Source organism: Halobacillus sp. BAB-2008, from assembly GCF_000328325.1.
In the GTDB taxonomy this organism is placed as follows: domain Bacteria; phylum Bacillota; class Bacilli; order Bacillales; family Halobacillaceae; genus Halobacillus.
This window is the reverse complement of sequence record NZ_ANPF01000047.1, coordinates 1-14,836: the sequence shown is the minus strand read 5'-3', so window position 1 is coordinate 14,836 and position 14,836 is coordinate 1. Positions and strand designations below refer to the sequence as shown.

Here is a 14,836-nt window from a genome sequence, read left to right as displayed (position 1 = left end):
ATTGATGTGGTGGTGAAGGCGAAGAGGTCACACCTGTTCCCATGYCGAACACAGCAGTTAAGCTCTTCAGCGCCGATGGTAGTCGGGTAGATCCCCGTGAGAGTAGGACGCTGCCACGTCAATTCAAAAACCTTCAGGTTTATCCTGAAGGTTTTTTTGTTAATTAAAATTATTGTGCGATGCTTTTCGGACGGTTACTGTCCAATTCGGGCCTGGTTGTATATGATAGGCATCTGCGAAAGAGCCTTGATTGATAGCGATACCCAGATTATCCAACGAGTTCACATAAAGGATCGGCTCACCTATATGACGATCTGCAAAAGATTTACCAAATATCATGCTGTTCCTATAAGTCTGTCTCGTTCCATTATCAATCGTAACCTCCAAGCCATCTCCATGCGTCGCGTCCAACTGTGAAAAAAGTTCTCTGCTTACATTTGTCCATAAGTTACCGAATCGTATATCGAGAACATCAATGGAACCTTGAATGACACCATTATCCAACTGTGCCGTTTGAAGAGGAAGGGATACGATACGGTCGTGGGGATGGGAAGCGCCTACGCCATAGAAGGAAATAGCTCCTGAAGCTAATCTGGCACCAGTATAGGCATAGACATCCCGCCCGTGGAAGGTGTAGGATTCCCCGGAGTTAGGAAGTCTGTTAATTCTCTCATCGATTTCTCTAACTTCTCTGATCCCTATATACTTGTTGACATGAGTCAACGTACCATTGTCAGGGGTTACAATATAGTGGTTTCCCATCGTTTGAGCGACAATGCTTTTTCTGCCCGAGCCTACTCCAGGGTCCACGACAGATACAAAAACGGTACCTTCGGGCCAGTAGCTGATCGTTTGATACAAGCGGTAGGATGCTTCCCAAATGTCGAAAGCAGGGATATCATGGGTTAAGTCAAAAACCTTTAAATCAGGATCTACGGAAAGAGATACCCCGTACATGGCGCTGACAGCACCGTCACTTAAACCGAAGTCTGTTTGTAAAACAAGGCTTTTCTTCATAGGGATCCCTTCTTTCTAAGGTTTGGTTTGTAAAGAACCAGCTATTCTCTAAGTCATACGAAGAAGCTTATGTCTCTAAGTAGATAATTATCCGTATCATTCAGTCGTTTATTGCCTTTAGGTAATTATAATCCGTAAATGACAGAATAATCAAACTAATCCAGTGTATTACCGATTCATTATACAGGAAGATGATCTTTTAACATGATAGAATGAAAGTGTTATTTTCGTATGGAAGGAAGGGAGAATTTGTCTGTCAGAAACAAAAGCAAAAGCAAAAGTAAAAAAGCCGGCTTCTTGATGTTCTTTCTCCCCTTTCTTCTCGCTGGGATTTTTCTCTATGTAATGAATGATTATGATATAGGTCAAGAGATTGCGAGCAGTTTGAGAACGGAAAAGGAACCGAAGCTGTCTACAAATGTGCTTGATTACGAGGAAGAGGTTAGATCGTATGCGGCTAAAGAGGGGATTGAACCATATACAGAAGTTATTCTCGCTGTGATGATGCAGGAATCAGGAGGTCGGGGAAACGATCCGATGCAGGCATCTGAATCCTTGTGCGGAGAGGTTGGCTGCATTACAGAGCCAAAACGCTCCATTGAACAGGGGGTAAGCTATTTTGGTGATGTTTTGGAACGTGCTGATTACGATGTGAAGCTGGCTTTGCAGTCCTATAATTTCGGACCTGGATTTATAGAATTTGTTATGGAACGAGGGGGCGAGTACACGCAGGAACTTGCCATCGAGTTTTCCGCACAAAAGTACGACGAATTGAGAGACACCGGGATATACAGCTGTATCAGGGAAGAAGCAGAACAGTATGGTGCATGTTATGGAGATATATACTATGTAGATGCGGTCCTTGGGTATGTGGAAGAGTCGGATTATAAAGCAGTCACTAATATGTGATAGAAGAAAGAGGCCCTATACGGGGCCTCTTTCTTCTTTATGATAAGAATATACTTATTATCTGATTTTTCCAGGTTTTGAATCTCCATTTATGTTTGTAGTGTCGTTATGAATGGACAGCTTGATTGTAGGTGCAAGCGTACCGCCGAAATGCGACATTTGGTATTCCGGTGTGGTTCCTCCTAAATCTGCTATGTTCTTCCCATCTAAGTCATGGAAATTGTAGAAGCTGATCACTTTCCCATTGGGCATGACGGTCCAAGAGTACGACTGGTAGTCATGGCCATCCGGATTAGCAAGAACAAGGCCGCTTTCGTTTAGAGGTTCATAACCTCCGAATAGGGAATTCGATGTGAATCCATAAAGCCCGTCAGGACCGTCCACGCCTGGGCCGAACTTATGTTCATGTGTACTTGTGAATAAATAGTACTTATTCCCTTTATTCACGATATGAGGGCGTTCCAGCTCCTGATTTACGTAATTAGCTTCAAGAAGAGCAGGGAGTGCTTCAAATTCTGTATAGGCGCCATTCTTAGCTTCCGCAATGCCGATACTTCCATTGAATTGTTTAGCGAAATCCTCCATAAATACTTCATGGGTGCTGCTGAATGCATCACTGCCGATATATGCCTTATCTAAACTTCTCTCTGCTGGAGCTCCAGGCGAGTTCGCTTCGAAAAGGATGTAATCTTTACCGCTTTTCGGATCCTCGTAGAACCATGGATCCCGGAAGGTATAAGCGATATCGCCTTGTTGGGACTGTTCCTGAGTTTGATAATACTTACCATGCGGCTCCAGGATTATGTCATGGGAGAAGTTTGTGAAGGAAACGCCATTTCCATCTGCTTTTATATCGCCTGTTGCCAGTGCAAGGCGTTGTTCATAAGTTAATGTTTCTTCTCCTTTACGGCCTGTCGCCGTATAAAACAAATGGAGTTTCCCGTTTTCCATCATGGCAGAACCAGCCCATTGCCTTGAACCATAAGCATCTTCGGAAGGGAATGCTTCTCCGCCGAGCGTCCAATCCTGACCATTTTTAGAATAGAAATAGCGGATAGCTGCTACATCATGACGCTTTCCGGGTAGCAGATCAGACGGTGCTGTAAGGGAAAAGATAACGTAATTTCCGTTTACCTTAGCAAGTGATCCGTCCTTCTCCCGTAATGGCCAAGTATCCCAAACGTGGAGTTCCGGTGCCATCTTTTCAAAGTCTGGTTCGATATAAGGAGCTGTGGTTGCATCCGTACGCTCGATTTTCAAAGCATCCTCGATCGTCCAGTTGGATGTTGGTGTTTCTTGTGCAGAGACGCTTCCCGCGAAGCCGGCTGCTCCCATACTCAATACAATCGCCATAACGATATGTTTCAAGCTTTTTCTTCTAAATACCATTAGTCTTACCTCCTTATTTAAAAGAAAAGAAGCTGGTTTTGCTTAAAAACCTAGCTTCTTTCCATTGGTTCTTCATTATCCGTGGATTTCACCTTCACCCATAACGTTAGTGATCTTGGATGTATCACCTTTGAGGTTAATCTTAAGGGTTGGGGCAAAAGAGCCGCCGAATTGGAAGTTTCCATTCTCATCATAAAATTCATTCACAAAACTAATGACTTGTCCGTGTGGTAAAACAGCCCATGAGTAGGTTTGGAATGGATCTTCTTTCGGATTCGCCACAACAAGACCGTTTCCGTTCATCGGTTCATAATCTCCGAATAGAGATTCACCATGGAATCCGTAGAGCCCGTCCGGCCCTTTTAGACCTGGGGCGAAGGTGAATTCGTGTGTAATCGTGAACAGGTAGTAATCATTACCTTTCTTCACAACATGCGGACGCTCCAATTGTTGGTTTGTTCCGTTTGCCTCCAACAGTGGAGGAAGAAGTTCAAAATCAGTCAGGTCATCGTTTGTCGCTTCAGCGATACCGATGTTCCCGTTATAATTCTCTGCACCGGCTGGAACATCCTCACCTGTAGATCCGATGTGCTTCTGCTTCAATGTCTTATCAAACCCACCACTGTTTCCTTCAAAAATGAGGTACTCTTCCCCTGTTTCAGGGTCTTGGAAGAACCAAGGGTCACGGAAGGAATAAATGATATCACCGGTTTTCTGTTCTTGTGTTTCGTAGTATTTTCCATCTGCCTCTGCCAGGATTTGATGTTCCCCCTGGTTAGATACAGTGACGCCGGAGTTCCCTTTGGCATCCATTTCAAACGTTGTCTTTGCTAAACGTTGTTCGAAAGTCGGTTCCCCTTTACGTCCAGTAGCTGTGTAGAAAAGGTGGACCTTTCCGTCTTTATCCAGCATTGCAGATCCAGCCCATTGACGGGAACCAAAGGCTTTTTCCTGATCATAAGGAACATCACCCATCGTCCAGTCTTTTCCATTCTTGGAATAGAAGTAACGAATAACGGCGTGATCATGCCGTCCGCCCCACGTATATTCCTTGCTTGCAGTCAGGGCAAAGGTAACATAGTAACCTTTGATTTTCGCAATAGAACCATCACGGTTTCTTAAAGGCCAGGTATCCCATATCCAGTAGTCAGGTGCCACATCAGTGAAAGAATCGAGATTAGGCGCTGTATTCTCTTCCGTCAATTGGAAGTTTTGGGCGTCTTCTCTCGACCAAACTGGAGTGTCCTCGTCTGTTTGTGCATTTGCTTGAAGAGGGCTTTGTGCCAATGTTCCAACGAGAACAAGACCGGTTAACGCAATTTTAGATAATAAAGAAGAATAAGTACGTTTCATTGTTGCCTCCTAATATGTAGTAGTATTATGCTCCGGAGCACATGGTTAACTTTATGGAATGGATTCCATATGGTCAATGCAGGCCAAAAGTATCAGCCATTAGTGGAATTAAAATGAAAGAGGGGATGTACCAAGGGTCTTAAGCTTAATTTTAATTATGCAAAGGTTTCCAACTAAAGAAAAAAATGAGATAATAATATCGACTCTTCTGTATGATTTTGTAAATTATTCGTTATTTATAGATTATATGGAATCGATTCCATATAGGGATAAGGTCTTTGGTTCAATGGTAGAGTAAAAGGAAGAATCGCTCGACCGGTGAATCAAAAGTGTTCATTATGGGGTTTCTATTATGATAAACTGAGGAAAAATAAAGAAGAGTTGTTTATTCGTGAAGGGGTAATGATTATGAATCGTTGGGATTCCACACCGTTTATCCGATTTTTCGGCGGCAGGAAATTATTATATGTTTTAGGGATCTTGCTGTTAATCGGTTTGAACATTTTCATTTATTCAAGTGTCGGCTTTATTTTCGAGCCTTTCTTCATATTTGTAAAAACGGTGGCACTGCCGTTAATTCTCTCTGTAGTTGTTTACTATCTGCTTCGTCCGATCATTAATTTACTGGAATCTTGGCGGATCAAACGGATATGGGGCATTTTGATGACGCTGCTTGTGCTGGTAGGTCTGATCACGCTGCTTATTGTCCTGATCATTCCGTTCCTGGAGAAACAGCTGATCAGTCTGGCGGAGGATTTACCGAAGTACCTTGGCGATATGATCAAGTCAGCAGATGAATGGTTGAAGAATTCCATCTTCTCCAGCTACTACACAAATATGTTCAATGATGTAGATGAGTTGTTGAACCAGGTACCTGATTATATATCATCCTATGCTTCTCAGACGGTCGAAGGGATTACGAACATCATATCCACGGTGACAAGTGTGGTCGTTGCTTTAGTTACGCTTCCATTCATCCTTTTCTACCTTCTGAAAGACGGGCATCATCTGCCGGAGAAAATTCTCCGTATGTTTCCTCCGAAAGCTCGTCCCGGAGTGAAGAGTGTCTTTCAGGGCATTGATCATCAGCTTAGTGCTTACATTCAAGGCCAGATCATCGTCAGTTTCTGTATCGGAGTGATGATGTACATCGGGTTCCTGATTATCGGCTTGGATTATGCTCTTTTACTTGCGGCAATCGCCAGTGTGACAAGTGTCGTACCATATTTAGGACCGGCAATTGCAATTACGCCCGCCTTGATCATATCCATCGTGACATCACCATTTATGGTATTGAAGCTGGCCATTGTGTGGACAGTGGTCCAACTGCTTGAAGGAAAGTTTATCTCTCCACAGATTATGGGGAAAAGCCTGCATATCCATCCGGTTACGATCATCTTTGTCCTGCTTACGGCAGGCCATTTGTTCGGGGTAGTCGGAATCATCCTCGCCATACCGGGATATGCCATTCTTAAAGTGTTCGTTTCCCATATCTTTTACTGGCTGCAGACACGGTACAACCGCTTTGCGGAGGATGAAGATAAGTATAAACTGGATCAATAAATTAAAAGAAGCGGGCCTCAAGTCCGCTTCTTTTTTAATTGGATTTCTTTTACTTTCTGCTTCTGATCATCCGGCCACCATGCGCCGCAGTCAGTGGATACAATACAGGCAGCACATGCTTCCAGATCGTACACCTTCATTCCGCGGATGGGTGGGGAATAAAGGTGAAGCGTGATGAGTGGCTCTCCCCCTTCTTGCGCCATTTGGTGGACACCCCGCACAGGTGCGAAGAAACAAGACCCTTTATTTTGCGTCTCTGTAAAAAGCGGCTCAGGAAGACTGTCGTTCTCCACTCTGTAAATGGTCTGTTTGGTCCGGCCGCTTAGGACTTGGATCCATCCGGCTGATTGGCCATGGTCGTGCGGTGCACAAGCTAGGGCACTCCAATTCATGACGATCACTTCTACATGATCGTCCTGATACAAGACTTTCCGGGCGTATGGTTTCCCTGCCGGATCTCGGAGAAAAGCAGTCACTTCCTCTAACGATACATCCAGGTTCAGCAGTGTTTGCTTGATCTCTTCCGGCTTCCATGAAGACATGGTGGAGAACGCTCTCTTCATACGTTCCAAAAGGTTCATTAGTTCTTCCTCCTTAATTCTTCCCATTGATAAATCTTCCTTGTACAATCATGACACCGAAAACAATAAGACAGCCTCCTGCGATAGAAGCAGGAGCTAATCGTTCATTTAAGATGAGAACCGCTGCACCAAGAGTAGCCAGTGGTTCAAAGTATAGAAATACAGAGACTTGAGAAGCCTTCATGACTTCAAGAGCCTTCGCCCAGTACCAATAAGCGACGGCGGAAACGAAGATGCCCAGAAAAAGAAGGTGGCTCCAATCAGCAGATGTGAGACCGTAAAGCTGCTGGATACCGTTATTTCTGACAAAGAAGGGAAGGGTAAGAATAAACCCGATCATACTCATATAAAAGGTGAGGACGAGAGGTGGCAGCGGGACGGCAAGTGCTCGAAGCAATATGGTGTAAACCGCCCAATTAAGTGTGCTTAGAATCATTAGAATATATCCAATAGATAGAGAGAATTCCAGACTCATTCCCCGTCCCCAAGTCGTGATCATCAGAACTCCAGTGACGGATAAAGTGATTCCCAGAACTTTCCCTATAGTGATCCTCTCCTGAAGAAATAGAAAGGAGAGGAAAATAGTGAATATTGGGGAAAAGGCGATGAGCCAGCCTGCATCGGATGCTTGGATAGTTAATAAAGCGGATGCTTGGATAACTTGATGAATAAATACACCCAGAACCCCGAGGATGATTAAATGCGGAAGGTTGGAGATGCGGACCTTCCATGGTTCTCTCAAAAGAAGAATAAGCAGAAATAAGAAAAGGGATCCGATTCCGAACCGTACGACGAGAAGCGATAAGGGATCCATCTTATCCAAGACGGCCTTCGTGGATACAAAAGAGATCCCCCAGAATGTAATAGACAGGAAAGCGTAAAAGGAGGCCCCGGCCCTTGTTTGAGACATTCCCATGTGAATGATATTCCTTCCTTCAAAAAAGTGTCCCTATACTATATGCACATAGTGGACGAGCATGAATCGCAGGAAGAAAAAAAGAACCCACATGAGGGTTCTTTTTTCGCTGGGAGATACCTGTTTTCAGGCAACGATCCAATAGGTGAATAAGGAAAGAAGTACCGATGTGACAAGCAGCAACAGCGTCGGTTTCCATGCTTTGTTCTTCACATCAGAGAGACTCACATTCAAGCCGAGACCAACCATCGCCATTGTCAAAATAAAGGACGTTCCTGTCGATATACCGTTCATAACAGTAGCGGGTATTGTAAACAGCGTTCCATCTATATAGCTGCCGAACAAGCTCAAAGCAATAAAACCCAGAAGGAACCATGGGAAAGCGATAGCACGGCCGCTTTCTTCATTCCGTTTTTTTCGGTTCATGATCCATACGAGAATCAGGCTGACCGGTACGAGCAGGAAGACACGACTGAGCTTGGCAAGGAGAGCCATGGCAAGTCCGTCTTCTCCTGCAGGCTCTCCTGCAAGTGCGACATGTGCGATTTCGTGAAGACTTAAGCCCGCCCACATTCCGTAGGTCTCTGCGTCTGCCGGCAATAATGGGCGGATAATCGTGTATGCGATGGCGAACAGGGTACCGATCACCGATATGATACCTGCGCTTAGAGCGGTGTCTTTTTCCTTCGCTTTCAAGATTGGAGAAACCGCTGCAATTGCGGAAGCACCACATATACCGGTGCCGATACCGAGCAGCAAAGTAAGCGATTTGTCTGCTTTGAAGATTTTCGCAAGCAGCATCATCAAGCCGACAGCGAACAGGATAACGAGTGTACCGCGGAATAGTAAAGGTAATCCTTCATGAAGAATGACATCGATGTTCAGTTTTAAACCGAATAATATGATAGCTAAACGAAGCAGCTTCTTCGTCGAAAAGCGGATTCCTGTGTGCAGTCGCTCGGGATATCCGAAGAAGTGTCTGTAAATGACAGCAAGCACAATTGCTGCTGCCAACGGCCCCACTTGGTTAACAAGCGGCAGTCTCAGCCACAAGGAATCCTGCACCAGCAAGGATGGCGGTAAAAACAATTCCGGGAAGGTAATTTCTTATTTGTTGATTCATAGGTGTATCCTCCTTCTGACCATTCCCCATCATACGCTCGGACTATCTATTAGTAAAATAAAACTTTATAATAGTTATAATTAAAAAACATAATGATTGGGTGAGACTATGGATTTTGAAGCAATGAAAACCTTTGTGGCAGTGGTGGATCAAAAAAGCTTTACAAGAGCAGCAGCCAGCTTAAATCTGTCCCAACCGACAGTAAGTTCCCACATAAAGAATTTAGAACGTTATTTTGATGCTACGTTGATTGATCGATCGCCGAAGCGTTTTCATTTGACAAAGACAGGGGAGATTGTCTATCAGCGTTCAAGGCAGGCAATCGGTTTGATTGATAAGGCCGTTCAGGAAGTATCAGAATACCAGCGGGAGCTTGGTGGACTGATTCGTATCGGTGCGAGTTATACGGTGGGGGAATACATTCTTCCGCCTATTTTAAAAGCATTCGATCAGGCTTACCCGTCTGTTGATTTACAGGTAAGAATTGAAAACTCGAAGCGGATTAATGAGGCCGTCCAGCACCATGACTTGGATGTGGGACTCATAGAGGGGAAGGTTACCCAGCATGGTTTAAGCTCGGAGCCGTTCATGGAAGATGAAATGGTCGTCCTCGTGCCGGAGGCCCATCCGATTCGAAAACAATCGTCTATTACTTTCGCTGATCTCCAGGATCAGACGTGGATCACCCGGGAAGAAGGATCAGGTACAAGAGCGATGATGGATTCCATGTTGGAGAGCTTCAACATTCGTCCGAAGAAGATGATTACAATCGGAAGTAATCACGGAGTTGTCCAAGGGGTGAAAGCGGGTCTTGGTTTGTCCTTTTTATCTAAAACAGTTGTCTGTCACACAGGTGTCGAACACCTGATCATGCAGCTTCCCTATATAAAAACAACGACGCGGTATTTTTCTATCGTCACTCCGATGAACAGAGAAGAAATCAGCGACTCTGTGGACAAGTTCATGGAGGAAGTGCGAGCGCTCCACCAATTGTCAAAGAATTATTAAATTTACCGGCATCTTATTCTGATAAGATGAAAGAGAGAGGGATTTGGTTGAACGTAGAGAAATGGTATAAGGGTGATGATTTACAGGAAATTATCCAGATGATCAGAGAGACCATTTGCGACGATGACTGTTCTCCTTATTCGGAAAAACAACGGGAGGCTTGGGCTGCGGGGTTCCTTGATACACAGGGGCTGTGCGAACGGTTAAAGAAAAGCAGTACGTGGGTGGTCAGGGAAAACGGGCGTGTCATCGGCCTTGGAAGCCTGTACAAAGACGTCGTGGACCTTCTTTATGTCCATAAGTACAGCCGGCGCAGAGGGGTCGCTTCCCTTTTGCTTCATAAGCTGATGGAAGAAGCGGTTCAACAGCGTAGGTGTTTGTTAACAACCGAAGCAAGCTTCCCTGCTGTTCCTTTCTTTGAGAGTCACGGATTTGCAGCAGTAGCGGAACAAACAAAGGTCGTTCGAGGCATTTCGATAAAAAATGTCCAAATGTGCAAAGAATGGCATAACGAAGATGATCCGAGGGTAAAGAATAGTATAAAAAATTGAAACGCCGCCCGGTCCCCGCACGTACTTAATGGTAGACAGATGAATCTTTACGAACGTAGACCAAATCTTATTTCATACTGAGGTGAAAAAATGAAAAGATTAGACCAGATCGTCGACTATTTGAAGGCACTAGGAGTTGAGGTAGAGAAGGTTTATCGCACACCGAAGGAAGAGACGAGATAAGATAATCTTACAAACATAAAGACATCCAATAGCAGGTATGCTTCGGGTTATCCCGAGGCATACCTTTTTTGCTTTGTTCAAGCGGATTGTTTAGCTGTGATCTCAAGGAATGCCGGGTGCTTCGATTGAATGACAGACCAGACGATGCCGAGAACAACCGGAATACCCAGCATGAGGAAAACATAACGGACGCCGTATCCTTCTGCAATAAGGCCGAATATCGGTCCTGTCACGACGACAGATGTCTGGTTGCAGAGCATGCGTAAACTCGACATTCGTCCATGAAAGTCAGCATCGGTCACCATCTGCTGGATGGATTGCAGCAAGGCGCGGACAAAGGAAGTGCTGAGACCGATTAGAAAGAATCCGATAAAAGATACCCAGACCTGCTGGGTCCAGACAACGATGAGGAGCCCTGCCGCCATAAGCAGCAGAGACATGATACCCAGGCGGTTCCTGAAAGTAGACCACCACCACGTGCCCAGAACCCCTGCTGTGATTCCTCCAATGGAGAATACACTGTCCAGAAGTCCATAAACGAATGCATCCTGCTGAAGGTGCTCACTTGTATACACACTGAGAAAACCGAGTGTCGTATGAAAGGTCAGTTGGCCGATCATAGTCATAACAAACAGGCCGTAAAGCATTCTGTTGGCGTGGACGTAAATGAATCCGCCTTTCAACTCATTCAAAAAGGAGGATGGAGGTCTTAATCCTCGCTCGAACAAAGGCTGATAAGCAAGGCGGGTGACGGCGATCCATCCAGCTGTATAAAGAAAGAGTACGATGGCTATGGATACGTTCATGGTTACCAGGCCGGCCAGAAGCCCTCCTGATGAAGCTCCGGTCAAACTTCCAGTGATCGTCGCTGTATTGGACCATGAGAATATCCGCGGCAGCGATTCCTTTGGATAGACTTCTGCAACAAGTGCCTGTAATGAAGGTCTGAATAACGAACCGAGTGTCTGCATGATCATATGAGAACTAATGAATATCCATAGGTGCATCCATCCGAAGAAAAACGTACTCCATAACCCCAACAAACAACACGCGCTGAGCAAGCCTGCAATTTCGGCAAGGCGCTTCCGGTTTCCGCGATCAATGATTACTCCGAAAATGAGATTGGAAAATAACCCTGGTACGAACCCGAAGCTTACGAGGAGACCAGTATATAAAGCATTGTCTGTCCACTGATAGAGGAACCAGGTAATCAGGACAAAGTACATAGCTCTGCCGCACTCATAGAGAAAGTAAGCGCTCATCAGCTTTTGTGTAAGAAAACGATCCATTTCCGCACCTCCTAAATACTGTCTTTATCGTACTGCTTTTATAGGTATTTGAATAATACTGGTTTATAATGAAAAGTGATAAGTAAAAGTTATGGAGGGATAGCGATGAAACTGGAAGATTTCCAACTACTCCTGGCTTTGAAACGGTATGGAACCATTCATGCGACAGCAAAAAAAGTACTGATATCCCAGCCGGCAGTTACTCAGCGGTTAAAATACATAGAGGCGTATTTTGGAAGTGCGCTCTTTTTAAGGACGCCGAAGAAGCTCATCCCCACCCCCTCAGGAGAATTGGTGCTGAAACACGCGGATTTTATGATCCAGTCAGAAAAAAAGATTCATGAAAAACTTGCTGCTGCCAGAGGAGAGATAGCCGGGACAGTATCCATTGGTGCCTCCTCTTTGTTCAGCCAGTATTTCCTCGCGGGGCAGCTCCAATCATTCATGAATAAGTATCCGGATGTATCGATTGACCTAGTTACCGGCACAAGTGAAGAAATTAGGCAGACGGCAGAGGATTTTCATATCTGTATTGTCCGGGGAGATCCGATTCCCGGCTACGAAATACATCATTTATTTCATGATCGTTTGTATTTGTTCGATTCTCTGCCCTTTGAAAGAATGGAGGGTCGGCCGTTTATCGAGTTCAAGAGCGACCAGGGATTTCAAATACTCCTCGACAAGTGGTTGGCAGAAAACCCTGGCATCAAACGTTCGTTTAAAGTGGATCAATTCGAAACGGCGAAGCAGATGATGAAGCGCGGGATTGGTGCTACAGTGCTGCCGGAAAGCATTATAAAAAATGAGAAAGATTATTATCATCATAAACCGCTGATGGTGGGAGGAGAAATCGCAGCAAGAGAAACGTGGGCATGCACGAAAGAAAATATGAGTGAACTGCCGCAGGTGCGGGCCTACATCGAACACCTGCACATTTTTTTCAAGGATTCTTAGGATAAAACAGGTAGAATCCATTTATTTGTCGAAATTGGTTGGAAATTCATGCAGGGTGTCGCTTGCACAACTATAGGGATTCATTTTATCATGATAGTATTCATTCCATACTAGAGGGGATTGTTCATAGTGAGTGAAATCTCATTTGCTAAGCTGGAAGAAATACAGCAGAACGAATTCATCAAAGCGGCGATCGACCGCGTCGGGGCCGGTGTCGTTATTACAGATCCGGAACAGGAAGACAATCCGATGATTTATTGCAATAAGGGTTTCCAGGAATTAACCGGCTATCAGCCTGAAGAAATATTAGGGAAGAACTGCCGTTTCCTGCAGGGAGAAGAAACAAAACCGGAAAAAATAAAGTTGATCAGACAGGGATTGGCTAACAGGGAGCCTGTCTTGGTGGAGCTGAGGAACTACCGGAAAGATGGATCCTTGTTCTGGAACGAGCTGCAAATATTCCCTGTGTACATCGAACAGATGGACCAGACATATTTTGTCGGTGTTCAGAAGGATGTGACAAAACGTCGGGAGCAGGAAGAGTTGATCGGACATTACTTATCTGAACTCAAGCGTCTTTCTACACCAATTGTTCCGATTGAGAATAATATTTCTGTCCTTCCTTTGATTGGTACAGTGGATGATGAGCGGCTTCAGCAGATGCTTGAAACAGTCAGTCACCATGTGAAAGAATCGAAAGAGGACTACCTGATTATGGATATGTCGGCAGTTTATTCGTATAACGAAGCGATACATATGGGAATTTACCAGATGAATCAGCTTCTCGATCTCATGGGTACTAAATTGGTCATAACAGGAATAAAACCATCTTTCGCTATTCAAAGCGCACCTTATGCGGACTTTAGTGAGTTATCCTTACAGACCTATGCGTCTGTTAAACAAGCGTTGCAGCATTTGAATGTGGAAACAAAATAGAAGCAAGGCTTCTCCTAAAGAGAGGCCTTGTTTTTTTGGCGGCTTCCTTTTTAAATGATCGTGCAAGGAAGAGAAGTGAAGGTCAAGAATGGAACATTCACGAAGAATTTTTTTCCACTTAGAGGGTATCGTTAAAAGGAGAAGCAAGGCGCTCGCGTTATTCCGAGTTGTCGGGTATGATTTAAAGTAGAACAATGGAAGAGGGAGTGGAATGTGATGGGAGATATATGGAAGCCATGGATCAAGAATGGGCGGCAGCAGCGCTTGTTTGATAAAGCGGCAGCGATTGCAGAGGAAGCGCGAATGCATAAAAAGGATGCCGATCATACGGCTTCGTTTTCCCCGAAGACGCTTGCTGCAATCAAGCGGCAAGAGTATCCGGCACTTGCCCTGCCTACTGGGTACGGCGGCGAAGCGGTATCCTTGTACGAACTTATTCTGATGCAGGAAAAAATTGCTGAAGGGGATGGTTCGGTCGCATTGTCCATCGGCTGGCACATGGGTGTGATGATGGAGCTTTCAGAGGAACAGCTATGGAAGAAGGAGCAGTTTGATCGTTTGGCTAAAGAGGTAGTCCAGGACCAGAAAGTCGTTAACAGAGCAGCGACAGAACCTGCCACAGGCAGCCCGACCCGCGGGGGAGTACCGGAGACGACCGCGGTAAGAGACGGGGATGCTTATATACTGAATGGAAGAAAATCCTTCACTTCCCTGGCAGAACTTCTCGACTACTACATTGTATCAGCCTACGTGGAGGATTTGGATCAAGTCGGCTGGTTCTTAATCGATCGTCATCAACCGGGTGTAACGGTTGAGAAAACTTGGGACACACTTGGGATGAGAGGGACAGGAAGCGATGATCTCGTACTGACAGATGTCGAACTGTCTGTGGAAGATCTGGTAGAGACAGCTGTCAAAGGGAAATCTAAACCGAAGGGATGGCTCCTTCACATTCCTGCGTGCTATCTGGGAATTGCCGTGGCTGCCAGGAATGATGCTATTGAGTTCGCCCGCAATTTTCAACCGAACAGTTTGGACACGCCCATTTCAGAGGTATCCCATAT

At 45.1% G+C, this 14,836-nt stretch carries 14 protein-coding genes and 1 rRNA gene; 8 read left to right on the top strand and 7 right to left on the bottom strand.

The window, feature by feature from the left end; all coding sequences use genetic code 11:
- Nucleotides 1-5: 5 nt before the first annotated feature.
- Nucleotides 6-119: ribosomal RNA gene (gene rrf / locus D479_RS11085) — 5S ribosomal RNA — on the top strand.
- 40 nt (nt 120-159) lie between these two features.
- On the opposite strand, the gene D479_RS11080 is transcribed toward rrf, so the two are convergent.
- Nucleotides 160-1,017 carry an S-adenosyl-l-methionine hydroxide adenosyltransferase family protein gene (locus tag D479_RS11080; protein ID WP_008636962.1) on the bottom strand — a complete coding sequence of 286 codons (858 nt, stop codon included), beginning with the start codon at nt 1,015-1,017 and terminating at the stop codon, nt 160-162.
- Between the two features lie 249 nt (nt 1,018-1,266).
- Between D479_RS11080 and D479_RS11075 the strand changes: the two genes are divergently transcribed.
- Nucleotides 1,267-1,926: a lysozyme family protein gene (locus D479_RS11075; RefSeq protein ID WP_241210926.1), complete on the top strand. Its 660-nt coding sequence runs from the start codon at nt 1,267-1,269 to the stop codon at nt 1,924-1,926.
- 57 nt (nt 1,927-1,983) lie between these two features.
- On the opposite strand, the gene D479_RS11070 is transcribed toward D479_RS11075, so the two are convergent.
- Nucleotides 1,984-3,315 carry a glycoside hydrolase family 68 protein gene (locus tag D479_RS11070; protein ID WP_008636953.1) on the bottom strand — a complete coding sequence of 444 codons (1,332 nt, stop codon included), beginning with the start codon at nt 3,313-3,315 and terminating at the stop codon, nt 1,984-1,986.
- Nucleotides 3,316-3,390: 75 nt separating this feature from the next.
- Complete coding sequence (locus D479_RS11065; protein ID WP_008636952.1) at nt 3,391-4,668, bottom strand: glycoside hydrolase family 68 protein; 1,278 nt, start codon at nt 4,666-4,668, stop codon at nt 3,391-3,393.
- A gap of 408 nt (nt 4,669-5,076) precedes the next feature.
- Between D479_RS11065 and D479_RS11060 the strand changes: the two genes are divergently transcribed.
- Nucleotides 5,077-6,231, top strand: coding sequence for an AI-2E family transporter (locus tag D479_RS11060; protein ID WP_152413379.1), 1,155 nt, complete (start codon nt 5,077-5,079; stop codon nt 6,229-6,231).
- Between the two features lie 17 nt (nt 6,232-6,248).
- On the opposite strand, the gene D479_RS11055 is transcribed toward D479_RS11060, so the two are convergent.
- The 3 genes from D479_RS11055 to D479_RS11045 form a co-directional block, all read right to left on the bottom strand.
- On the bottom strand, nt 6,249-6,839 hold the full coding sequence (locus D479_RS11055; protein WP_008636949.1) for a cysteine dioxygenase family protein: 591 nt from the start codon (nt 6,837-6,839) through the stop codon (nt 6,249-6,251).
- On the bottom strand, nt 6,826-7,728 hold the full coding sequence (locus tag D479_RS11050) for a DMT family transporter (RefSeq protein WP_008636948.1): 903 nt from the start codon (nt 7,726-7,728) through the stop codon (nt 6,826-6,828). The genes D479_RS11055 and D479_RS11050 overlap by 14 nt, the downstream gene beginning before the upstream one ends.
- Nucleotides 7,729-7,854: 126 nt before the next feature.
- On the bottom strand, nt 7,855-8,781 hold the full coding sequence (locus D479_RS11045) for a putative sulfate exporter family transporter (protein ID WP_241210925.1): 927 nt from the start codon (nt 8,779-8,781) through the stop codon (nt 7,855-7,857).
- Between the two features lie 193 nt (nt 8,782-8,974).
- Here D479_RS11045 and D479_RS11040 point away from each other — a divergent pair, with 193 nt between their 5' ends.
- Nucleotides 8,975-9,859: a LysR family transcriptional regulator gene (locus D479_RS11040; RefSeq protein WP_241210924.1), complete on the top strand. Its 885-nt coding sequence runs from the start codon at nt 8,975-8,977 to the stop codon at nt 9,857-9,859.
- A 47-nt stretch (nt 9,860-9,906) separates the two neighbouring features.
- Nucleotides 9,907-10,410 (top strand): GNAT family N-acetyltransferase, encoded by a 504-nt coding sequence (locus tag D479_RS19930; RefSeq protein WP_008636940.1) that lies wholly within the window; start codon nt 9,907-9,909, stop codon nt 10,408-10,410.
- 260 nt (nt 10,411-10,670) lie between these two features.
- Here D479_RS19930 and D479_RS11030 read toward each other — a convergent pair whose 3' ends face one another.
- The gene (locus D479_RS11030; RefSeq protein WP_008636938.1) at nt 10,671-11,882 is read right to left on the bottom strand and encodes an MFS transporter; all 1,212 of its coding nucleotides are present in this window, start codon (nt 11,880-11,882) and stop codon (nt 10,671-10,673) included.
- A 105-nt stretch (nt 11,883-11,987) separates the two neighbouring features.
- Here D479_RS11030 and D479_RS11025 point away from each other — a divergent pair, with 105 nt between their 5' ends.
- From D479_RS11025 to D479_RS11015, 3 genes are all read left to right on the top strand, one after another.
- On the top strand, nt 11,988-12,836 hold the full coding sequence (locus tag D479_RS11025) for a LysR family transcriptional regulator (RefSeq protein WP_008636936.1): 849 nt from the start codon (nt 11,988-11,990) through the stop codon (nt 12,834-12,836).
- Between the two features lie 129 nt (nt 12,837-12,965).
- Entirely contained in the window at nt 12,966-13,772 is an 807-nt protein-coding gene (locus tag D479_RS11020; RefSeq protein ID WP_008636934.1) for an STAS domain-containing protein, read from the top strand.
- A gap of 216 nt (nt 13,773-13,988) precedes the next feature.
- Nucleotides 13,989-14,836: acyl-CoA dehydrogenase family protein (locus tag D479_RS11015; RefSeq protein WP_008636931.1), on the top strand; the 848-nt coding region annotated here is incomplete at its 3' end.

Coding starts and splice junctions, on each gene's coding strand:
- D479_RS11050 (WP_008636948.1), bottom strand. CDS start 7,728: ATGGGAATGTCTCAAACAAGGGCCGGGGCCTCCTTTTACGCTTTCCTG.
- D479_RS11060 (WP_152413379.1), top strand. CDS start 5,077: ATGAATCGTTGGGATTCCACACCGTTTATCCGATTTTTCGGCGGCAGG.
- D479_RS11080 (WP_008636962.1), bottom strand. CDS start 1,017: ATGAAGAAAAGCCTTGTTTTACAAACAGACTTCGGTTTAAGTGACGGT.
- D479_RS11065 (WP_008636952.1), bottom strand. CDS start 4,668: ATGAAACGTACTTATTCTTCTTTATTATCTAAAATTGCGTTAACCGGT.
- D479_RS11055 (WP_008636949.1), bottom strand. CDS start 6,839: ATGGGAAGAATTAAGGAGGAAGAACTAATGAACCTTTTGGAACGTATG.
- D479_RS11070 (WP_008636953.1), bottom strand. CDS start 3,315: ATGGTATTTAGAAGAAAAAGCTTGAAACATATCGTTATGGCGATTGTA.
- D479_RS11040 (WP_241210924.1), top strand. CDS start 8,975: ATGAAAACCTTTGTGGCAGTGGTGGATCAAAAAAGCTTTACAAGAGCA.
- D479_RS11025 (WP_008636936.1), top strand. CDS start 11,988: ATGAAACTGGAAGATTTCCAACTACTCCTGGCTTTGAAACGGTATGGA.
- D479_RS11030 (WP_008636938.1), bottom strand. CDS start 11,882: ATGGATCGTTTTCTTACACAAAAGCTGATGAGCGCTTACTTTCTCTAT.